Here is a 22,093-nt window from a genome sequence, read left to right on the forward strand (position 1 = left end):
TCGAAGGTTACGGCGGGCCCGCGACCCCGGATGGGGTCGCGGGCCCGCCCCGCTCCATTATTGAACATGTTCAGCGATGGAGCGAGGCTCCGGGTCTAGAACTTGTCGCGAACCACCTTGCGGAGGTTGGCGCCCAGCTTGTCCCAGTACTTCCGGCCGGCCTTCTCGTTGCAGGTCCGGTTGCAGATGGCGGCCAGGCCGCCGAGCCTGCCGCGGACCTCCAGCTTCATCCGGCCCTTCGACTTGTACAGGTCGAAGCCGATCCAGCCGCCCGGCCAGTCGGGGTGGCCGAAGCGGGCCCCGAGCTGCAGGTAGCTCTTGCCGATGCTGTTGACGTTCAGCGGGAAGTACATCTCGATGCCCCACATCACCGGCCACAGCGTGAACTTCTGGCCCTCGTGCGTGATCTTGTTGGGGCGTCCGGGAATCGGGAAGACCGCCTTGAAGTGGTTCTTCCAGTACTTGAACACCGACTTGTCCGAGGCGCTGGTCCGGCCCAGGTCGTAGTACACGTAGTAGCTGGCGGTGCCGCTGATGTCACGGCAGCCGACCGGGTCGCCACTGCAGTACGAGTAGGCGTTCGTGGCGCCCGCGTACTGCGGGTCGACCTGGAGGAACCGGCCCGTGGCCGGCTCGTACGCCCGCACGCCGGTCAGCGAGAGGCCGCTGAGCGTCTCGCTGGAGACCTGCGCGGCGCCGTGCCAGCCGTAGCGGGCCGCGCCCGTGCCGTCCACCGGAACGCCGTACTCGTCGTACCGCTGCACGACCGAGTTCGCCGGAGCGGCCACGTCCAGCTGGACCGAGACGTCACCGCGCAGGTTGGCGAACTGCAGCACCACACCCCCGCCGGAGGTGACGGCGCCGAGCGAGCCGGCGATGTCGTTGACGAAACGGGTCACGGTGCCGTCGCTGTTCGCCGCCCAGTCCGGGCTGCTCGACTCGTCACCGTAGTGCTGGGTGACGGTGCCGGTGGTCGACCAGGTGCCGTCCTCGGCGCGGGTCTGCGTCGTCGCGACCGCCATGCGGCCGACGCCGTCGAGGTCCCAGGTGCGCCGCTGGGCGCCGACCGTCTCGGTGCGCAGCACGTCGCCGGTGAAGTACTCCAGCGTGGTGCCGTCCTTGACGGTGGTGCGGCCGAGCGCGTCGTAGGCCCGGCCGGTGCCGACCAGCCGGTCCGCGCTGTCGTAGGCGTACGACGTGTTGGCGGTCACCGCGTCCGCCGTGCCCGGGTCACAGTCGTCGCCGGTGACCGACTTCGAGGTGCGGTTGCGGTTGCCGTCGAAGGCGTACCCGCGGGTGGTGCAGCCGGAGCCGGTGGTGTCCACGGCCTGGGTCAGCCGGTCGGTGGTGTCGTAGCCGTAGTCCGTGGACACCGTGGTGCCGTCGGTCTGGGTACGGCCGACCTGCTGGCCGCTGATGCGGTACTCGGCCACGTCCGCGAGCACGGTGGTGCCGCTCGCGTCGGTGTACTCGCGGGCCGTCGTCCGGCCCACCGGGTCGGTGGTGACCTTCAGCTTGTAGCCGCCCGGCAGCGTCTGCGAGACGAGCCGGCCGTCGGCGTCGTACTGGGCGGTGAAGGTGCCGGCGACGGAGTCCGTCAGGGTGCCCAGGTCGCCTTCGGGCGTGTAGCCGTAGGTGCTGGTGGCCTGGGTGGAGTCGGACGACTTCACCGGACGGTCGAGGAGGTCGTACTCGGTCTTCGTGGTGTTGCCCGAGCCGTCGCCGTACGAGATCAGGCGGCCGAGGGTGTCGTACGCGTACGTCACCGTCTTCCCGCCCGCGGACTGGGTGAGCGTCCGGCCGGTGTCCCCGTCGAAGGTGAAGGTGGTCTCCGGGGTGGCGGTGCCCAGTCCCCCGGTGATCGAGGACTTCACGCGGCGGCCCGCGTCGTCGTACGTGACGGTGCTGGTGCGGGTGACGCCGTTGGCCGTCTTGGCCGTGGAGGTGACACCGCCCCAGCGGTTGTACTCGTACACGGTCGTGGCGAGCTCGGCCGGGTTGGCGCCGCCACCGGTGATGGCACCCGCCGGAGCGGTCTTGCAGAGCTTGCCGGCCCACTCGGGACGGGCGGCGCAGGCGCCGGTCCCGTCGGCCGTGTAGTACGTGTAGTTCAGCGTGCCCGCGTCACTGCCGTCGGAGGAGGCGAGGCTGGTCGAGGCCAGCTTGCCGTCGGCACGGTAGGTGGACCGGGTCGCACCCAGCTGAGTGCCCTGGGTGTCCTTGTTCGCGATCTCCTCGCCGGTCGCCCAGTTGTACGTGGTGACCGTGGTGCGGACGTCGGCGTCCTGGGCGTAGCCGTCGATCGCCGCGCCGGTGGACGAGGAGGTGACCTGTCCGGAGACGGCGGCGTCGGCCGGACGGCCCTCGTCGTGCCGGTACGCGGTGTGCGAGCGGGTCGCCACCTGCGCGCCCGCGGGCAGCGCCGGGTTGCCGCCGGAGGCCGCGACCGCGCTGCCGAGGGTGACCAGGTGCACCGGGCCGTAGGCGTGCGTCATGCGCTGGCCGTCGGCCGTGTACACGGAGGTGGTGGACAGCCGCTCCGCCCGCTCGGCCGTGGACAGGCCGGTCAGGCCGAGGGCGGCGAGCTTCGCCGCGGCGTCCGGGCCGGTGCCCAGGGCGAGTTCGCGGTTGGCGGCGCTGAGCGAGCCGACCGTGTTGCCGTAGCCGTCGAACTCGGTGGTGGACAGGCCGCCGCCCGGGGTCGCCGTGTTGGTCTCGCGGCCGTTGGCGTCGACGTACGTCACGGTCGCCCGGCCGTAGCCGTCGGCGGCGAGGTCTGCGCCGGTGGAGGAGGACGGGACGGAGTCGGCGGGGAAGACCGCCGTGGCGTCGGCCGGGACCTCGTCCTGCGCCCAGGCGTTGACGGCCGCGGCGCCCATCTGGTGCGGCGCCTTGGCACCGGTCAGCGGGACGTCGTAGACCACGGTGGTGGTGGAGGTGCCCTCGGTGGTGTCCGCAGTGCCCTGCTTGAGGGCGGCGCGGGTCACCTTGAGGAGCATGCCCTCGCCGGCGGTGAGGGCGGAGCCGGCCTTGCCGTAGTGGAAGTTCAGCGGCTGGTCGGCGCCCGACATCATCCAGAAGACGCGGTTGCCCGCGTCGTACGAGTACTGGACCTGGGTGCCCTGCGAGTAGTGCGGGTTCCACTGCTGGCGCAGCCGGCCGCTCTTGTCGTAGCGGTAGCTGGACAGCGCCTCGTCACGGGCGGTGGACGCACCGGGGTCGGTGGCCCACAGCTTGATCTCCTTGACCTGGCCGGCGAAGTCGCCGAAGTCCGCGGCCGTGGACCAGCCGGTGGCCGTGGTGGTCGTCGCGTAGACGAACTCCACGACGCGGCAGCCCTTGGTGGAGGGCGTGGCCTGGCAGGTGGCGGCCGGGACCGCCTCGGTCGGGGAGATCAGGTACTTCGGGCGGGCGACCGTCTCGGTGCCCTGGGTGACGGTCTCGGAGACGACGGTGACCGTGGAGTCGTCCGCGGCCGCGGCCGAGGTGGCCATCGTCCAGGTGGTGGCCGCCGGACCCGCCTTGGCGAACACGGTGACGGTGGCGTCCGTGTCCTTCAGGGTGAAGGTGTTGCCGGTCAGCGAGCCGGTCAGGGTCAGCGTGCCGGCGCCCGCCTCGGGCTCCCAGCCGCCGCCGGCCGTGGCCGTGAAGGCGGTGGAGTCGCCGGAGGCGGTCAGGATCTCGACGGAGGTCGCCGAGGTCTTGCGCAGCTGGGTGTAGCCGCTGCCGGAGGTTTCGGCGCTGACGGAGGAGACCCAGCCCGGTCCGAAGATGGCCGCCTGGCCCTCGGAGTCCGCCGGGTTGGCCCGCGAGGACGCGGTCCGGTTGACGGAGACCTCGAAGGCCTGGACGTCCTTGGCGCCGAGCTTGTAGTCGCCGGTCAGCAGGTTCAGGGAACCGGGGCCGACCTGGGCGGAGGGCGCCTCGCCCGCGTTGCGGTCGACGACGACCGAGGCCTCCGGGGAGGCGTCCGTGGTGGCGCCGTCGGTGAACACCGCGCGCACGTCGACGGAGCCGTCGTTGCTCAGGGTGTCGGTGACGTTCCACCACATCGAGGCGGGCTTGCCGCCGGTGACGGCGACGGGCCAGCCGGCGATGGCGGTGCCGTCGGAGCTGCGCCGGACGTCGGCGGCGGGCACGTCCTTCCAGGCGTCGGCCTCACCGTGGCGGTACTGGTAGCGCACGCCGGTGTACGTGGTCTTGCCCTCGGCCATCAGGACGGCGCGGCGCGCGGGCCGGTCGCCTTCGGCGGGGGAGGTCAGGGCCGCGCCCTTGCCGGCCGAGAAGGCGTACGTGACATCGGCGGAGGCGTTGCCCGCGGCGTCACGGGTGTGCGCGGTGACGGTGTGCGGGCCCGCCTTGAAGGTGAGCGTCTTCGAGACGGCGGCGCCGGTCGTCGCGACGGTCACCCAGGCGCCGGAGTCCAGCTTGTACTGGATGTCCTTCACGTCGCTGGTGGGCGGGGTGAAGGTGAAGGAGCCGGAGAAGTCGCCGTTGGCGTCGGCCGTGCCGGACCACTGGCCGGCCGGGAAGTCGCCGGAGGAGACGGCGGTGTTGCCCGGCTCGACGGTGTCGACGGTGAAGGTCTGCCAGGCGGACCAGGTGCCGTTCCAGGTGCTGCCGTCGTACACGGCGGCACGCCACTTGTAGCTGCCCGGGGCGAGCGCCGTGACCGGAGTCCAGGGGGCGGCCACGCCGGAGGCGGTGAACGCGGACTTGCCGGTCTGCAGGGCGGCGGTGCCGGCGGACGTCCAGATCTCGTAGGAGAGCTGGACCGGGTTGCCGTCCGCGTCGGTGGCCTTGCCGGTCAGGGTCGGCGTGGTGTCCGAGGTGACGGTGCCGGAGAGCGGCGAGACGGGGGTGGCGGCGCCCGGCTTGGTGTTGTAGTTGACCGTCAGCGAGGGCTCGTACGTGGCGTTGTGCGATCCGTCGGTCTGGTTCGCCGAGTGGTAGCGGCGCCACGTCAGGACGTCGGTCTCGTCGACGGCCGCGATGCGCACGCCGTAGTTCGGCTGGCCGTCGGCCCAGGCCTGGACGATCGCGTCGATGTCCCATGAGACGTGGCCGGCCGGGCAGGAGGTGTTGTAGCCCTTGGCCGCGGTGGAGGTCACCGCGCCGGCCGTGGTGGCGCCCGGCTGGTTGGTCCACGTGATCGCGGACGGGTCCCAGGCTGCGGTGATGCGCCGGACCTGGTTGCCGGAGTTCGCCGTCGAACAGCTCGAGGAGTAGTACGAGTACAGGCGCAGGTCCGTGTCGAGGATCTGCTTGCCCTTGTACTTGTCGACGTTGAACTGGAGGAAGGACCGGGCCTTCTCGGCGCCGTTGTACGTGCCGGCCTTCAGCTCGGTCGAGCCGCGCTGGCTCGTGAGGTAGTCGTCGTACTGGATCCAGGTGTCGGTGACCGGGCCCATCAGCGAGTCGGTGGGGTCGATCGTCACCGGGTAGGTGAGCTTCGGGTCGTTCAGGAACGCCATGCTGGGCTTGAGGACCAGGACCTGGCCCTTGCCGTTCTCGGCCTGCTCGATCTCGACCTCGACGGGCGCGATGTGCTCGGCGTCGCCGGAGGCGCGGTCGTAGGACGAGTCCCACATGACCGGGGCGGGCGCGGTCGCCTTGGCGGTGTTCGCCGCGTCGTTCCAGCGCAGCCGCTTGTCGGCGGTCTCGGCGAGCTTCAGTCCGGTCGCCTCGACCGGGATCCGGTACTCCACAGCCGCCTTGGGCGCCTCGTGGAGGACGACGGAGTGGGAGAAACCTTCCTTCAGGGCGGTGACGACCAGATCGCCGCCGCCCGCGACGGCGTTCTTGTACGTCGCCGTCGAACCCTTCAGCTGCGGAGCGGGCAGCTTGCCCTCCCAGCCGATGCCGAGGGAGTGCTTTCCGCGGCCGACCTTGACGAGGGCCTCGCCGGAACCGCCGTCCGAGAGCGCGACATCGGCGGCAGCGGCCTTGGGGCGCACGGTGTCACCGGTGTCGACGAGGCTGGTGTCGATCGGCTTCCAGCGGCCCTGCGCGTCCTTGACGCGGATGGGGCCGGTGTAGCTCTGCACGGTGGTGGCGCCGCTCGGCTGCGCAAAGGTCGTGGTCGAGTCGGTGCGCTCGTCCAGGATCTCGATGGTGCGCTTCTGCAACCGGGCGAGCAGGTGGGCGGTGGCCGCGTCCTGGGCCTCGGCGGGGCCCAGGGCGGGCTTGGCGGCTGGGGCGGCGGGCGAGGCGGGGACGGGGGCTGCCGTCGCCTGCGCGATGAGAACGGTCTGGGCGGCGAGGACGGCCGCCGTGGCGCCGGCGACGGCCTTGAGCCGCCACGGCGCCCGCACCCCGGCGGTGGGAGAGGAGTTCTCTCCCACCGGGGATATGGAAGGTTGGTTCACTTAGGGTCTTTCTCAAGTAATAGTAAAAAACGGAGGCGATCCTCCCACTTCCCGGGTGCAACAACAACGCACCCCAGCAGGCACGTTGCCCAGCTCACATCCACCCCTCCACGAAACGACCAAATCGCCCGCCGAATTCGTTATGAGCGGCTTCAAGTCATTATTCGAGAGGTGAAGTGGCGAAAAAACAGGACAAGATGGCGCCGCGTCAGCTCGGGCCGCTTCTGCCCCGCCCCCAAGGGCCGGGGGGCGGGGCAGAAAGAGGGCTACCGGGTCACCGGGTCACCGGGTCACCAGGTCACCAGGTCACCGGCCCAGCAGCGTGGCCGTCACCGAGGGCGGTACGGGTGCCGGCGCGGCCGGGCGGGTGGTGAAGGTGCCGCGGCCCTGGGTGCGGCCGCGCAGCCGGGACGCGTAGCCGAACAGCTCGGCCAGCGGCACCGCCGCCGTGACCACCGCGGTCCCGGCCTGGGTGGTGGACCCCGAGACCCGGCCGCGGCGGGCCGCGAGATCGCCCAGGACCCCGCCCACCGCCTCCTCCGGGACGGTGACCGTGACCTCCACGACCGGCTCCAGGAGTTCCACCGTGCTCGCCCGCAGCGCCTCGCGCAGCGCGAACCGCCCGGCCGTCCGGAACGCCATCTCCGAGGAGTCCTTGGAGTGGGTCGCACCGTCGGTGAGCGTGACCCGCACCCCGGTCACCGGGTAGCCGCCGAGGGGCCCCTCGGCGAGGGCGTCCCGGCATCCGGCATCCACGGCACGCACGTACTCCTGGGGCACCCGACCGCCCGTCACCGTGGAGCCGAACGCGAATCCCCCTTCCTCCAGAGGTTCGACGTCCAGCACGACGTGCGCGAACTGGCCGGCTCCGCCCTCCTGTTTGACGTGCCGGTAGACCAGGCCGGTGACCCCGCGCACCACGGTCTCCCGGTAGGAGACCTGCGGCCGGCCGACGACGACCTCCACCCCGTGGCCGCGGCGGATCTTCTCCACCGCGACTTCCAGATGGAGTTCGCCCAGACCCGACAGCACGGTCTGCCCGGTTTCCGGGTCGGACCGCACCGCCAGCGAGGGGTCCTCCTCGGCGAGCCGGGCCAGCGCGGACGCGAGCCGGCCGGTGTCGGTGCCGCGGCGGGCCTCGACCGCCACCGACACCACCGGATCGGCCACCGAGGGCGGTTCGAGGAGCAGCGGCGCTCCCGGCGCGCACAGGGTCGTGCCGGCCCGGACGGCCTTCAGCCCGACCACGGCGACGATGTCACCGGCGACCGCCTCCTCCCGCTCCTCGTGCCGGTCCGCCTGCACGCGCAGGATCCGTCCGATCCGCTCCGTCCGTCCGGTCCCCGCGTCCAGTACGGACTCCCCCCTGCGGAGGGTGCCCGCGTAGACGCGCAGGTAGGTGAGGCGCCCGGTGGCCGTCGCCGTCACCTTGAAGGCGAGCGCTGCGAACGGGGCCTCCGGCTCGGGGGCCCGCTCCTGTTCCGCACCGTCGGCCGTCCCGCGCACCGGCGGCATGTCGGCGGGCGACGGCAGGTACGCGAGGACGGCGTCCAGCAGCGGCTCGATGCCGCGGTTGCGGTACGCCGAGCCGCACAGCACCACCACACCGTGCCCGCCGAGGGTCAGCTCCCGCAGCGCGCGGGCCAGGGTCGGCCCGCTCAGCGCCGAGGTCGCGCAGAACTCCTCCAGGGCGTCCGCGTGGAGTTCGGCCACGGTCTCCTCCAGCTGCCGGCGGCGGAGGTCCGCCTCCGCCCGCAGCTCCTCGGGGACCGGCCCCGTCTCGTACGTGTCGGAGCCCGCGCGCCAGAGCAGGGCGCGCATGCGCAGCAGGTCCACGACGCCGGTGAAGCCGTCCTCCCGTCCGATCGGCAGCTGGACCACCAGGGGGACGGCGCCCAGCCGCTCGCGGATCGACGCCACCGCCGTGTCGAGGTCGGCGCCCGCCCGGTCCAGCTTGTTGACGAACGCGATGCGCGGCACGCCGTACCGGTCGGCCTGCCGCCACACCGACTCGCTCTGCGGTTCGACTCCGGCGACGGCGTCGAACACCGCGACCGCCCCGTCCAGCACCCGCAGGGACCTCTCGACCTCGTCGGAGAAGTCGACGTGCCCCGGGGTGTCGATCAGGTTGACGCGATGTCCGCTCCAGGTGCAGCTGACGGCCGCGGCGAAGATGGTGATGCCGCGGTCGCGTTCCTGGGCGTCGAAATCGGTGACGGTCGTTCCGTCGTGGACCTCGCCCCGTTTGTGGATGGTGCCGGTCGCGAAGAGGATCCGTTCGGTGATGGTGGTCTTGCCCGCGTCGACGTGGGCGAGGATGCCGAGGTTCCGGACGGTCGTGGTGGAGGAAGTGGTGGCGAGCGGTCGCCGGTTGGTGCGCATGGCCCGAGGCCTTTCGGACGGTGAGGAAGAGGGCAGCGCGATTCGGTGACGGCAGGCCCGCCGGGCCGTCGCCCGGGGCCCCGCAACCCGGCGCCCCGGCAGCCGCACGGCAGCGGGGCGGGGCAGGGGGCAGGGGGCAGGGCGAAGCAGGCAGGCAGGCAGGAGAGGGCAGAACTCAGCTCTGCGTCACGGGCAGATACGGGGGCGGCCGCGCAGCCGGCCCCGTGCGCCGCGAGACACCGGGATCACGTCGTACCGGGACGGGGGAACGAAGGCGGCGGTGCTGCGACGGCACATGACCCTGTTCCCCTTCTCTTCTGGCACTCGGCATCAGGTACGCGGTGCCCTGTCGGCAGCGCGTGTGGCGAGTGTAGGGACCGCGGCCGGGGCGGGGCACGGGATTTTCTGTGCGAGGCTGGCGGGCCGGTCCACCGAAGGGAATGACGCACGATGCACACGCCGAGCCGGCCCGAAGACCTCGCCCCGCCGCGCCTGTTGTGGGCCAGGGCCGTGACCCTGGCGCTGCTGGAGGTCGGCTGTTGGGAGTCCGAGGAGTACGCCGTGGACGAGGACGGGCTGTGGTGCCATTCGACGGGGGCGGGCGGCTGGTGGCGGCTGACCCTGTTCGACGGGGGCGAGCGGGCCGTGTTCGTCGGGCAGGACCCCGACGGCAGCCACACCCACATCGGCGGGAAGCAGATCGACTTCCTGGCCGGCGGGCCCGACTGGCTGCCCTGGGAGCTGCTGCGCGACGATGCAGCGGGCAACCTGTTCGGCTTCGTCTACTGGTGGGAGGACGGGGCCTGGCACCGCATTCCGTATCCGGCGGAGCTGCGGGAGGACGGACTGGACATGGCGGCCCCGTGGGTGGGCTCGGACGAGGGGTTCCGCGAGTCGGCGTCCTCCCCGGACCCGCTGTCCGGGGAGCAGGAGGCACTGCACGGCGCGGAAGTCGTCCGGTTCGCCGCGCTGGCCGAAGCCGGCACGGTCACCGAGGCCGACGTGGCAGCCCTGCTGACGACCGGCCGGGCCGAGGGCTATGCGGATCCGCGGCCGGCCGAGGCGGTGGCCTTGGCCGCCCGTGCGGGCGTCCTCGCGGGCCGGGCGAGCGCATCCGTCTGATGTGAACTTCCCGTGCATGCAGGGGGGTTGCAGGGGTAGCTTCGGTGTCTACGAGGACCGGGGCTGAGGGGGACGCGATGCGGCGTACGGGCTGGGCGGGGCTGGCGGTGTGCGGGCTGCTGCTGGTGTCCTGCGGCGGGGGCGGCGGGGACGGCGAGGCCGACGGGAAGGCCACGGGCAGCGCCGCCACGCCGTCGTCGTCGAGCGCCGGGAGCGCGGGAGGCACGACCTCGCCGGCCCCCGACCCCGCGCCCACATCCACACCGACACCGACACCGACACCGACACCGAGCGCGTCCCCTACCTTCGGCAGCGACTCGTTCGCCAAGGGCGACTGCGTCGCCCTCGACCCGACCGCCACCGCCTCGGGCTCGTACCGGGAGACTCCGTGCGAGGCCCCCGACGCAGTCGCGGCGGTCCTGCTGCGGGAGGACTTCGACACGGTCAAGGCGGACCGGTGCGAGAAGCCCGCCGCCGAGGCGGACGCCCTGATCCACCTGACCCGCGAGGACCCGGAGAACTACGGCAAGAAGCTGTACGCCGAGGTGTGCCTGCGCAACCTCGAGGACCCCCATCCCGGCGCCCCGGGCGCCGGCGGCGGCCCGAACATCGTCAAGGGCGACTGCCTGCTGGAACGGAAGACCCTCGGCGGGAGCACCCTGGAGAAGAGCGTCTTCGAAACCGCCTGCGCCGGCACCGGCACCGCCCAGCCGCTCTACAAGGTCGTCGAGATCGTGCCGCTGAGCATCGTGAGGGGGGCGGAGAAGAAGGAGTGCCCTGCGAACACCGAGTTCCGGTTCGCGAAGAAGCGGGAGTTCGTCGGGGACCTGTACTGCGCCGTCGGCGTGTGATCCGCCGGGCCGTGCCGCCGTCCCCGTAGGTTCGCTGCGGACCGTGCCCGGCCGGGCGCGGAGCGTAGAGGGCAGGGAGCGGGTGCTGACGATGACCGGGAAGCAGATCCTCACCGTGTTCGGGGCGACCGGGCAGCAGGGCGGGGCCCTCGTGCGGGCCGCCCTGGCGAAGGGGGAGGGCGGCCAGTTCGCCGTACGGGCGGTGACCCGCAATCCGCGGTCGGACCGGGCACGGGAACTGACGCGGCTCGGCGCCGAGGTGGTGCAGGCCGACATGGACGACGAGGAGAGCCTGACCGCCGCCATGGAGGGCGCGTACGGGGCCTTTCTGATGACCGACTTCTGGGAGGACATGTCCGCGGAGCACGAGAAGGCGCAGGCGGCGGCGCTGGCCCGGGCGGCCGGGCATGCCGGGGTGCAGCACGCGATCTGGTCCACGCTGGACGACACCCGCGAGTGCATTCCGCTCGACGACGACCGGATGCCGACGCTCCAGGGCTCGTACAAGGTCCCGCACTTCGACGCGAAGGCGGAGGCCGACCACTACTTCACCGATGCGGGGGTGCCGACGACCTTCCTGCGGCTCACCTACTTCTGGGAGAACCTGCTCGGCGCGTTCGCCCCGCAGCGCGCCGAGGACGGTGCGTACGAGCTGACCTACCCGATGGGTGACAAGCGGCTGTCCGGCATCGGGGTGGACGACATCGGCCGGACCGCGCTGGCCGTCTTCGAGCGCGGGACCGACTTCATCGGCGCCACCGTGAGCATCGCCGGGGAGCATCTGCGGGTCGCCGACATGGCCGCCGCGCTGTCCGAGGCGTTGGGGAAGACGGTGCGCTACCGGCCGCTGTCCCCGGACGCCTTCCGTGCGCAGGGGTTCCCGGGTGCCGACGAGTCCGGGAACATGTTCCAGTTCTACGCGGACTGCGAGGAGCGGTTCACCGCCGCCCGCGATCTCGACGCCGTCCGGGCCCTCGATCCGGCGCTGCAGGACTTCGCGACCTGGCTGGCCGGGCACCGGGACGCGTTCGACTGGTCCTGATGCGCCGGGGGCCGGTTTGCGGCCGCACGGGTGGGTAAGCGCCGGTAATCAGGTCAAGAGCGTGAGTCCGACGATCACAGGACGTCCCCATGATGACCGGCACTCCTTCCCCCACGACTTCCGTACTGCGGCCGGTGGCTAGCCCCCTCCCCCTCGGCTTCCTCGCCCTGGCCGGCGGCGCCGTCGCGCTGGCCGGTCTGCAGCTCGGCTGGATATCCGGGCCCGGCCGCCATGCCGTGCCGCTGATCCTGCTCGCCTTCGCCTTCCCGCTGGCGCTGGTGTCCTCCCTGGTCTCCTTCCGGTGCCGGGACACCGCGGCCGCCACGGCCCTGGGGACCGTGGCCGGCATCTGGCTGACCGGCGGGGCGGTCCTCGGCGGCGTTCCGCACGGGCTGCGCAGTGAGGCGCTGGGCCTGTTCCTGGTGTTCGCGGCCGCGGCTCTGCTGGTGCCGCTCGCCGCCGTCGGGGCCGGCAAGCTCGCCGCCTCCGCCGCGTTCGGCGTCGCCGCGCTGCACTTCCTGCTGACCGGTGTGTACGAGCTGGCCGGGGGCTCCGGGCTCCGGCACGCGGCCGGGGTGGTCGGGATCGCCGTGACCGTACTGGCCCTGTACGCGGCCGCCGCCTTCGCGCTGGAGGATGCTCGCGGGCATGCGGTGCTGCCCCTCGGCCGGCACGGCCGGTCCGCCCGGGCCGTGGAGGACGGGACCGAACCGGGGATCCGCCCGGAGCTCTGACCCACCCGCTTCCCGAAGTCCTCCGCGACCCGCCGCCGGCGAGGATGAACGTGTCGCCGGACTCTCCGCCGCCATCTGCGACCTCCTGCGGCAGTACTGGGAGGTGGCCGTCGAGCCAATGTGGCCGCAGAGCCAATGCCCGTCAGGTTTGCGCGCACCCTAGCCGTCACCTGTGACATGTGAAATATTACCTGCGCTTCCGTCCAACTCACCGAAAGGTCCGTGACGTTGCGCAGACTCGCTGCGGTGGGCGCGGCGATATCCCTCGCCCTGCTCGCCGCCCCCGCGTTCGCCGCCTCCCCCCAACCCCCCGCCCCCGTCCCCGCTCCCGGACACCCCGTCCCCGAGCAGCAGAACGCGACCCCGCCGCCGCCCGCCCCGCTGGAGCTCCAGCGGCAGGCCCTGCGCCGCCAGGCCCTGGAGGGGGTGGCGGCCGGCGGCACCCGCGCCGAGGCCGACGGGACGCTCCCCCGGCAGGTCAAGGTCGGCAAGCGGTACGTCGAACTCGCCCAGGAGCGCAAGGACAAGGTCTTCGTCATCCTCGCCGAGTTCGGCGACCAGGTGGAGCCGAAGTACGGCGGCACGCCCGGCCCCCGCCACAACACCATCGGCAAGCCCGCCCGCGAGGACAACCACACCCTCTGGCGCAAGGACTTCGACCGCGCCTACTACCAGCGGCAGTTCTTCGGCACCGAGCCCGGCGCGGCCACCCTGCGGAACTACTACCGGCTGCAGTCCTCCGGCCGCTACGACATGGAGGGCACGGTCACCGACTGGGTGACCCTGCCCTTCAACGAAGCCCGGTACGGCACCGACAAATGCACCGAGTCCGGCCAGTGCCGAACCAACTGGGACATGATCCGGGACGCCACCAACGCCTGGTACCACTCCGAGCGCGGCAAGGGCCGCACCCCGGAGCAGATCAGGGCGCAGCTCGCCGAGTACGACGTGTGGGACCGGTACGACGCCGACCACGACGGCAACTTCGACGAGCCGGACGGGTACCTCGACCACCTGATGGTCGTGCACGCCGGCAAGGACCAGACCTGGGGCGGCGGCGCGCAGGGCACCGACGCCGTGTGGGCGCACCGCTGGTTCGCGTACTGGAACCAGGCCGGCAGCGCCGGACCCGAGGGCAACAAGGCCGGCGGCACCCCGGTCGGCGACTCCGGCATCTGGGCGGGCGACTACCTGACCGGCGGCGAGAACAGCGGGGTCGGCCTGTTCGCCCACGAGTTCGGGCACGACCTGGGGCTGCCCGACCTGTACAGCTCGGACGGCGACAACAGCGTCAACTACTGGTCGCTGATGTCCGCGGGCTCGTACCTGGGCAAGGGCCGCAACACCACCGGCGACTTCCCCGGCGACCTGGACCCGTGGTCCAAGCTCCAGCTGGGCTGGCTGGAGTACACGGAGGCCGACGCCGGCCGGAAGACCCGCGCCGTCCTCGGCGTGTCCGGCTACAACACCGAGGATCCGCAGGCCCTGTTGGTGCACCTGCCGCCGTCGGTGACGCGGACCGAGCTGACCGACCCGTACGAGGGCGGCAGCCAGTGGTGGAGCGGCACCGGTGACTTCATGGACAACACCCTGACCCGTACGGTCGACCTGACCGGGACCGCGGGGCCGGCCCGGCTGGCCGCCCGGGTCTGGTACGACACCGAGCAGGACTTCGACTACCTGACCGTGGAGGCGTCCACGGACGGCGGGGCGAACTGGGCGGTGCTGCCCGGCACCGTCGGCGGTGCCGCCATCCCGGCGAAGGGCATCAGCGGTACCTCCGGCGGCTGGGCCGAACTCGCCGTCCCGCTGGACGCGTTCACCGGGAAGTCCGTACAGCTGCGGCTGCGCGTCACCTCCGACAGCAACACCCACGGCCGGGGCGTCACCTTCGACGACATCCGGATCACGGCCGGACCGGAGGGCCGCGAACTGCTGCGGGACGGCGCCGAGCAGGGCGCGAACGGCTGGACCGCCGTCAAGTGGTCGCGTACGCAGGGCCGCACCGGCACCGCCGAGCACCCGCGGGCGTACCTGGTCGAGAACCGGCGCTACACCGGCTACGGCAGCTACCTGCGCACCGGCCCGTACAACTTCGGGTTCGGTACCGACCGGGTGGAGTTCTACCCGTACCAGCAGGGCGTGCTGATCTGGCTCTGGGACACCGCGTACAGCGACAACACCACCAAGGCGCACCCGGGCGCGGGCATGCTGCTGCCGGTGGACGCCCGGCCGGAGCCGCTGCGGTACACCGACGGGAGCCTGGCGAACGCGCGGGCGCAGACCTTCGACGCGCCGTTCTCGCTGCGCCCGAGTGACGAGATCGTGCTGCACAAGGCGGGGGTGCCGGTGCTGGTCCCGGCCCGGCCGGGGGTGCCCGTCTTCGACGACCGCAAGGGCTCCTACTGGAATGCGGAGCTGCCGCAGGTCGGGGTGAAGGTGCCGGACACCGGCACCCGGATCGCGGTGGTGAAGGAGGCGGCCGGCGGATCGCTGACCACGGTCCAGGTGAGCCCTTCACCCTGAGCCGGCGACACGGGGGGCGGGGTCCGGCCCGGATGATCCGGGCCGGACCCCGACTGTCGGTTACGGCTCTCGGTTCCGGCTGCCGGTTCCGACGGTCGGGGTCCGGCTGTCGGTCCTGGCCGTCGGTCCCGACCCTGGTGTCAGCCGCGGGGGACGACGGTGGCGAGGACGGACGGCAGCGGGTACCAGTCGGCCGAGACGACCGTGGCGTGCTTGCCGGCGAGCAGGGCCAGGCGGTCGCGGGCCTGGGCTTCGGTGGGGCGGGTGCCGTCGATGGCGGGGGCGACGTTGTGGGCGTCGGTGGCGATCACCAGGTAGTGGTTGCGGCCGTACCAGCCGGTGTCGATGGAGCCGCCGGCATAGGCGCTCGCATCGCCGTCGAAGACCACGAACCAGGGGCGGATCAAGGCGTCGGCGTAGCGGTTGCGGGGGTCGCCGGCCTCGGCCCGGTGCACGGCGGGGAAGGCCGCGGCCTGGCCGAGCCGTCCGGCGGCCGCGAGGTTGCGCAGGTGGGTGGCGTACTCCCGGTCGGTCCACAGCTTGTCCGCCGCGTTGCCCTCCTCGAGGGTGCCGGGGATGAGCTCGACGAGGAACTTCCCGGCCAGGGCGGAGCGGCTGGGCCAGGCGCCGGCCCGGGCGGCGGTGTCCAGGTCGGGGTGGCCGGCGGCGAGCTGGGCGGGCCGGTAGAGGGCGTCGCCGAGTTTGGCGGTGAGCAGGGCGTCCAGCTCGGCGGGGCCGCGCCCGAGGTTGGCAGCGAACCCGTCCTTGAGTTCCAGTTTCAGGACGACGGGCCGGTGGCCGGGGTGGGCGTCGTGCCAGCTGCGGATGTCGGCGAGGCAGCCCGCCAGGTTCTGGTTGCGGGACTTGGTGCGGAGCTGGGCGGGGGTGGTGGCGTTCTCGCAGTTGTTGTCGTTGCCGATCGGGTTGCTGTGGGAGACCCGCCAGGAGCTGCCGAAGAAGTTCGTCCAGACGTCGAGTTCGAGCATGGCGGCGCCGGAGTCGAGGGCGTCCGCGAAGTAGGGGTACTTGGACTTCTCGTAGGCGTTGTGCACGCCGACCCCGGTGGAGCCGGCGTAGGGCAGGTCTGCGGCGGCGGCCGCGCCGGCGGGCGCCCCGGTGCCGAGCAGCAGAGCGGCGGCGGCCAGTGCCGCCGCCGCTCCCGTGATGCGGTTGCGGTTGCGGTTGCGCAGTGCCATGTCTCGGCTCCCTTGATCTCGTACTCGCCGGTAGGTCAACAGGCCGGGAGCGTAAGGGAGTTGAGTGAACAACCGCTAGACATGGGGCATCGGCATCGGCAACGCGTCGGGCGGACCCGCCTACTCGACGAAGTACGAGTCGTGCTTGATGAAGAACTCTGTGCGCTCTTCATCGGTGGCATCCGCGAGCTGCGCCAGCCCTTCGAAGTACTCCTCGCGCGGCGCCCCCGGAGCGAACAGCATCAGCATCTCCGCCGGGGCGTCCGAGTCGTTGCGGAAGGCGTGCAATCCGCCCTGCGGCACGAACAGGAAGTCCCCCTTCTTCGCGTCGATCCAATCGGCACCGTTGAAGAGCCGCACCGTGCCGTCGAGGATGAAGAACGACTCCGAGATGGTCTTGTGGAAGTGCGTCTTCGGACCGCCGGCGCCGGCACTCATCTCCACCCGGTACAGGCCGAACTCCCCTTGGGTGGAGGCCTTCGTGGCGAGGTAGTGGATCGCGTCCCCCGTCGGCGCCGACAGTTCGGCCGGCGTGTCGACCGGCCTGAACACCGCGCTGTTCTCACCCTTGTCCCCGAAATAGCGGGCCTCCGGATACGACATGTGCATCCCCTCCTGTTTGTCTCATGCACGTGCATCGTCACCGGCCACAACCGTGCACAGGGATTCGATCTTCCCTCGCCACCGGGAATCGCCGAAGAACCTCGGGAGCCGGACCCTGTCCGGTCCTGCCCCCTGAAGGGGCGCCGTGGGCTAGGGGTAGAGTGCGGAGCCACCCCCGTCCCGGCCCCCGAGGAACCGCGCAGTGAGCTCCGCACCACCCCCTATACCCGTGACGGTCGTCGGCATCGGAGCGGACGGCTGGGCCGGGCTCACCACGGCCGCCCGGACCGCGCTGGCCGAGGCCGACCTGCTGATCGGCGGACCCCGCCAGCTGACCCTGCTGCCGGTCATGGCCTGCCAGGGGGAGCGGGTGTCCTGGCCGAGCCCGCTGCGCCCCTCGGTGCCGCGGCTGATGGCGCAGTACGCCGACCGCCGGATCGCGGTCCTCGCCAGCGGGGACCCCATGTTCTACGGCATCGGCCGGGCCCTCTCGGAGGAGCTGGGCCCGGAGCGCCTGCTGTTCCACCCCCACCCGTCCTCCGTCTCCCTCGCGTGCGCCCGGCTGGGCTGGCCGGTGGAGGACACCGAGGTGGTGACGGTGGTCGGCCGCCCGGTGGCCCGGGTGGCGGCCGTCCTGTACGAGGGCCGGCGGGTGCTGGTGCTCAGCGCGGGCGCCGGATCGCCGTCCGAGATCGCTGCTCTGCTTCGAGAGCGGGGCTTCGGGCCGAGCCGGATGCGGGTGCTGGAACAGCTCGGTTCCGGCCGGGAGCGCGCGTACGAGGGCACGGCCGCGGACTGGGACCACGAGCCCGGCGACCCGCTCAACGTGGTGGCCGTCGACTGCCGCCGCGCCCCCGGCGCCCCGCGCCTCGGCGCCACGCCCGGGCTTCCCGACGCCGCCTACGAGCACGACGGCCAGCTGACCAAGCGCCACGTGCGGGCCGCGACCCTGTCCGCACTGGCCCCGGCACCCGGCGAACTGCTGTGGGACGTCGGCGGGGGCTCCGGCTCCATCGGCATCGAGTGGATGCGCACCCACCCCTCCTGCCGGGCCATCACCGTGGAACGCTCCCCCGAACGGGCCGACCGGATCGTCCGCAACGCGGCCGCCCTCGGCGTGCCGGTGCCCGGCCTGCGCGTGGTCACCGGAGCGGCCCCCGAGGCACTCGCCGGACTCCCCGCCCCCGACGCCGTGTTCATCGGCGGCGGACTCACCGCGCCGGGCCTGCTGGAAGCGGTGTGGGCGGCGCTGCCCGCCGGCGGCCGGCTGGTGGCCAACACCGTGACGCTGGAGTCGGAGGCGCTCCTCGGCCGCTGGTACGGGACGCACGGCGGCGAGCTGGTGAAGCTCGCGGTCTCGCACGCCGTACCGGTCGGCGGCTTCACCGGCTGGCGTCAGGCGATGCCGGTCACCCAGTGGTCCGTGACCAAGGAAGGAACCGAGAGCTGATATGACCGTGTACTTCATCGGGGCGGGCCCCGGTGCCGCCGACCTGATCACGGTGCGCGGCGCGCGCCGGCTCGCCGCGAGCCCGGTGTGCCTGTACGCGGGCAGTCTGGTGCCGCGCGAACTGCTCGCCGAGTGCCCGCCGGACGCCCGTCTCGTCGACACCTCGCAGCTCAACCTCGACGAGATCATCACGGAACTGGTCGCGGCCCACGAGGCCGGCCTGGACGTGGCCCGGCTGCACTCCGGCGACCCGTCGGTGTTCAGTGCGGTGGCCGAGCAGATGCGGCGGCTGGACGCGGCCGGAGTGCCGTACGAGGTGGTGCCCGGGGTGCCGGCGTTCGCGGCGGCGGCGGCCGCGCTGAAGCGGGAACTGACCGTCCCGACGGTCGGGCAGACCGTCATCCTGACCCGGATCGCGCAGCAGGCCACCCCGATGCCGGAGGGCGAGGACCTGGCCACCCTGGGCCGCAGCGGCGCCCTGCTGGTCCTGCACCTGGCCACCCGCTACGTCGACCGCGTGGTCACCGAACTCCTCCCCCACTACGGCGCGGACTGCCCCGCGGCGGTGGTCGCGATGGCCTCCCGCCCGGACGAACTGATCCTCCGCGGCACCCTGGAGGACATCGCCGCCCAGGTGAAGGAGGCCGGCCTGGTCCGCACGGCAGTGATCATCGTCGGCCGCACGCTGGGCGCGGAGCAGTTCCGGGACAGCCACCTCTACTCCGCGGAGCGCGACCGGCATGTCTGCTGAGGGATCGGGCGGGCACGTCCTGATCCTTGGCGGAACCACGGAGGGGCGGGGGCTGGCCGAGGCGCTTTGCGGGGGCGGGGGCACGGTCTTGGGCGGGGGCACGGTCGCGTCAGGCCTGGGCGGGGACGGGGCCCTGGCCGGGAGTCCGGCTGCGTTCCGGGGACGCGTGACCACCTCGCTCGCCGGCCGGGTCGCCAACCCGGTGCTGCCGCCCGGCGAGACCCGGGTCGGCGGGTTCGGCGGGGCCGAGGGGCTGGCGGCGTGGATCGCGGAGCACGGGGTGACCCGCCTGGTCGACGCCACGCACCCGTTCGCCGAGCGGATGAGCTTCAACGCGGCCGCGGCGGCCGCCGCCACCGGGGTGCCGCTGCTGGCGCTGCGCCGCCCGGCGTGGGCGCCCGTACCCGGCGACGACTGGCACCGCGTCCCCTCCCTGGACGCTGCCGCGCGGGCCCTCCCGGGTCTGGGCAGCCGCGCCTTCCTGACCACCGGCCGCATGGGTCTGGCCGCCTTCGCCGCCCTCGACCGGCTCCGGTTCCTGGTCCGTTCGGTGGACCCACCCGAGCCGCCGATGCCGGCTCGCGCCGAAGTCCTGCTGGACCGGGGCCCGTTCACCCTCGACGGGGAGCGCGCGCTGCTGCGCGACCACCGCATCGACGTACTGGTCACCAAGGACAGCGGCGGCTCCGCCACCGCCCCCAAACTCGCGGCTGCACGCGAGGCGGGGCTCCCGGTCCTGATCGTGGACCGGCCGGCGGTGCCGGGCGGGGTCCCCCTCGCCGAGTCCGTGGGGGCGGCTCTGACCTGGCTGTCCCAGCCCTCGCCTACGCTGCCCGGCTGACCGGGCCGGGCTCACACCCGCCGCGGCTCGCCGGCCCCGAACCCGAACGGGGCCGGGGCCGCGGCTCGCCGCCGGGGGTCAGGACTCCGGGTAGCGGCGGGGGGTCCAGGTTACGCGGGTGCCGTCGCCGCGTTCGGTGACGCGGGTCTGGGACGAACCGATCAGCAGGATCGTCCGCATGTCCACCTCGGACGGTTCCAGCGTCCCCAGGGTGAGCACCCGTACCGACTGTTCCGGCCCGCCCACATCACGCGCCACCACGACGGGAGTCGACTCCCCCCGCAGTTCGCTCAGCAGGTCGCGCGCCTGCGCAACCTGCCAGGTGCGGCTGCGGGACCCCGGGTTGTACAGGGCCAGCACCAGGTCGGCGGCACAGGCGGCCCGCAGCCGCTCCGCGATGACCTCCCACGGCTTGAGCCGGTCGGAGAGGGAGATGGTGGCGTAGTCGTGGCCGAGCGGCGCGCCCGCCGCGGCAGCAGCCGCGTTCGCGGCGGTCACACCGGGCAGCACCCGCACCGGCACGTCCTTGTACGCGTCCTGCGCGGCGACTTCCAGCACGGCCGTCGCCATCGCGAACACGCCCGGGTCACCACCCGAGACCACCGCGACCCGCCGCCCCCGCCGGGCCAGGTCCAGCGCGAACTCGGCGCGCTCCGACTCGACCTTGTTGTCGGAGCCGTGCCGGATCTGGCCGGCCCGGACCGGCACCCGGTCCAGGTAGGTGGTGTAGCCGATGAGGACGTCGGCGTCGGCCAGGGCCCGCCTGGTCTCGGGGGTCAGCCACAGCGGGCCGGCCGGCCCGGTGCCGACCACGGCCACCTCGCCGGGGAGTTCGGGCCGGCTGCCGGGGTTGCCGACCCGGCTCGGCACGACCGCGACCGCGAAGTACGGGACCGACTCGGGGTCGGTGTCGGCGAGGGTCCCGGTCCGCTCGCCCGCCATGGTCGCGCGCTCCACGTACCGGGCCTCGGCCAGCCGGCCGGAGGACTCCATGGCCCGGCGTACGGCGGGGAAGGTACGCCCGAGCTTCATGACGACCGCCGAGTCGGTCGCGGCGAGGCGGGCCGTGAGCTCCTCCTCCGGCAGGGTGCCGGGCAGGATGGTCAGGACTTCCTCGCCCTCGACCAGCGGGGTCTGCAGCCGGGCCGCGGCGGCGCTCACCGAGGTGACCCCGGGAATCACCTCCGTCGGGTACCGGTCGGCGAGCCGCTTGTGCATGTGCATGTACGAGCTGTAGAAGAGCGGGTCGCCCTCGGCGAGCACGGCGACGGTCCGGCCGGCGTCCAGGTGGGCGGCCAGCCGGGCGGCGGAGGCCTCGTAGAACTCCTCCATCGCGCCCTGGTAGCCGCCGGGGTGGTCGGTGGTCTCGGTGGTGACCGGGTAGACCAGCGGCTCCTCGATGTGGTCGGCGCGCAGGTGCGCGGCGGCGATCGAGCGGGCGATCGAGCGGCCGTGGCGGGCGGAGTGGTACGCGACGACGTCCGCCTCCGCGATGACCTGGGCGGCCCGCAGGGTCATCAGGTTCGGGTCGCCGGGGCCGAGCCCCACTCCGTACAGGCGGCCGGTGGTGCGGTCGCTCATTCTTCCTCGCTCGCTATCGCGTTGACGGCCGCGGCGGCGATGGCGCTGCCGCCGCGCCGGCCGCGCACGATCAGGTGGTCCAGTCCGGAGGGGTGGGCGGCGAGTGCGTCCTTGGACTCGGCGGCGCCGATGAAGCCGACGGGCACGCCGATGACGGCGGCCGGGCGCGGGGCGCCCTCCTCGATCATCTCCAGCAGCCGGAACAGTGCGGTCGGCGCGTTACCGACGGCCACCACGGCGCCCTCCAACAGGCCGCGGTCCCGCCAGAGTTCGAGGGCGGCGGCGCTGCGGGTGGTGCCCGTTTTGGCGGCGAGGTCCGGCACGGCCGGGTCGGAGAGCGTGCAGAGCACCTCGTTGCCGGCGGGCAGCCGCTTGCGGGTGACCCCGCTGGCGACCATCTGTACGTCGCACAGGATCGGCGCGCCGGCGTGCAGGGCGGCGCGGGCGCGCAGCACGACCTCGTCGGTCCAGCCCAGGTCCCGGGTCAGGTCGGTCATTCCACAGGCATGGATCATGCGGACGGCGACCTGGGCGACCGAGGCGGGCAGCCCGGAGAGGTCCGCCTCGGCGCGGATCGTGGCAAAGGACTGGCGGTAGATCGCGGCGCCGTCCTTCTCGTACTCGAACACGGGGTACTCGCTCATTT

The 22,093-nt window shown here is 72.8% G+C and carries 14 protein-coding genes; 8 read left to right on the forward strand and 6 right to left on the reverse strand.

Annotated features, from left to right (window positions below; all coding sequences use genetic code 11):
* Positions 1-95 precede the first annotated feature (95 nt).
* Positions 96-6,344 carry a DNRLRE domain-containing protein gene (locus AB0447_RS12230; protein WP_366476510.1) on the reverse strand — a complete coding sequence of 2,083 codons (6,249 nt, stop codon included), beginning with the start codon at positions 6,342-6,344 and terminating at the stop codon, positions 96-98.
* A 330-nt stretch (positions 6,345-6,674) separates the two neighbouring features.
* Positions 6,675-8,750: an elongation factor G gene (gene fusA, locus AB0447_RS12235; protein WP_366476511.1), complete on the reverse strand. Its 2,076-nt coding sequence runs from the start codon at positions 8,748-8,750 to the stop codon at positions 6,675-6,677.
* 450 nt (positions 8,751-9,200) lie between these two features.
* Between fusA and AB0447_RS12240 the strand changes: the two genes are divergently transcribed.
* The 5 genes from AB0447_RS12240 (at position 9,201) to AB0447_RS12260 (ending at position 15,025) form a co-directional block, all read left to right on the forward strand.
* Entirely contained in the window at positions 9,201-9,872 is a 672-nt protein-coding gene (locus tag AB0447_RS12240) for a hypothetical protein (RefSeq protein WP_366476512.1), read from the forward strand.
* A 44-nt stretch (positions 9,873-9,916) separates the two neighbouring features.
* Positions 9,917-10,723, forward strand: coding sequence for a hypothetical protein (locus tag AB0447_RS12245; protein WP_366476514.1), 807 nt, complete (start codon positions 9,917-9,919; stop codon positions 10,721-10,723).
* A 91-nt stretch (positions 10,724-10,814) separates the two neighbouring features.
* Positions 10,815-11,765 carry an NmrA/HSCARG family protein gene (locus AB0447_RS12250; RefSeq protein ID WP_366476515.1) on the forward strand — a complete coding sequence of 317 codons (951 nt, stop codon included), beginning with the start codon at positions 10,815-10,817 and terminating at the stop codon, positions 11,763-11,765.
* Between the two features lie 134 nt (positions 11,766-11,899).
* Positions 11,900-12,499: a hypothetical protein gene (locus AB0447_RS12255; protein WP_366476516.1), complete on the forward strand. Its 600-nt coding sequence runs from the start codon at positions 11,900-11,902 to the stop codon at positions 12,497-12,499.
* 222 nt (positions 12,500-12,721) lie between these two features.
* A complete protein-coding gene (locus AB0447_RS12260) occupies positions 12,722-15,025 on the forward strand; it encodes an immune inhibitor A domain-containing protein (protein WP_366476517.1) in 2,304 nt (767 codons plus the stop codon).
* Positions 15,026-15,165: 140 nt separating this feature from the next.
* On the opposite strand, the gene AB0447_RS12265 is transcribed toward AB0447_RS12260, so the two are convergent.
* Entirely contained in the window at positions 15,166-16,221 is a 1,056-nt protein-coding gene (locus AB0447_RS12265) for a phosphatidylinositol-specific phospholipase C domain-containing protein (protein ID WP_366476518.1), read from the reverse strand.
* A 120-nt stretch (positions 16,222-16,341) separates the two neighbouring features.
* Positions 16,342-16,830 carry a cupin domain-containing protein gene (locus AB0447_RS12270; RefSeq protein WP_366476519.1) on the reverse strand — a complete coding sequence of 163 codons (489 nt, stop codon included), beginning with the start codon at positions 16,828-16,830 and terminating at the stop codon, positions 16,342-16,344.
* 196 nt (positions 16,831-17,026) lie between these two features.
* Here AB0447_RS12270 and cbiE point away from each other — a divergent pair, with 196 nt between their 5' ends.
* From cbiE to AB0447_RS12285, 3 genes are read left to right on the forward strand one after another with little or no spacing between them, the layout of a single operon-like run.
* A complete protein-coding gene (gene cbiE / locus AB0447_RS12275) occupies positions 17,027-18,274 on the forward strand; it encodes a precorrin-6y C5,15-methyltransferase (decarboxylating) subunit CbiE (protein WP_366476520.1) in 1,248 nt (415 codons plus the stop codon).
* 1 nt (position 18,275) lies between these two features.
* The gene (gene cobM, locus AB0447_RS12280; RefSeq protein WP_366476521.1) at positions 18,276-19,025 is read left to right on the forward strand and encodes a precorrin-4 C(11)-methyltransferase; all 750 of its coding nucleotides are present in this window, start codon (positions 18,276-18,278) and stop codon (positions 19,023-19,025) included.
* A complete protein-coding gene (locus tag AB0447_RS12285; protein ID WP_366476522.1) occupies positions 19,015-19,866 on the forward strand; it encodes a cobalt-precorrin-6A reductase in 852 nt (283 codons plus the stop codon). Before cobM ends, AB0447_RS12285 begins: the two co-directional genes overlap by 11 nt.
* A gap of 78 nt (positions 19,867-19,944) precedes the next feature.
* On the opposite strand, the gene AB0447_RS12290 is transcribed toward AB0447_RS12285, so the two are convergent.
* A complete protein-coding gene (locus tag AB0447_RS12290) occupies positions 19,945-21,447 on the reverse strand; it encodes a precorrin-2 C(20)-methyltransferase (RefSeq protein WP_366476523.1) in 1,503 nt (500 codons plus the stop codon).
* Positions 21,444-22,091, reverse strand: a complete 648-nt coding sequence (locus AB0447_RS12295; protein WP_366476524.1) for a precorrin-8X methylmutase — start codon at positions 22,089-22,091, stop codon at positions 21,444-21,446. Before AB0447_RS12295 ends, AB0447_RS12290 begins: the two co-directional genes overlap by 4 nt.
* Positions 22,092-22,093: the final 2 nt, after the last annotated feature.

Source organism: Streptomyces sp. NPDC051211 (genome assembly GCF_040689505.1).
Lineage (GTDB): Bacteria > Actinomycetota > Actinomycetes > Streptomycetales > Streptomycetaceae > Streptomyces.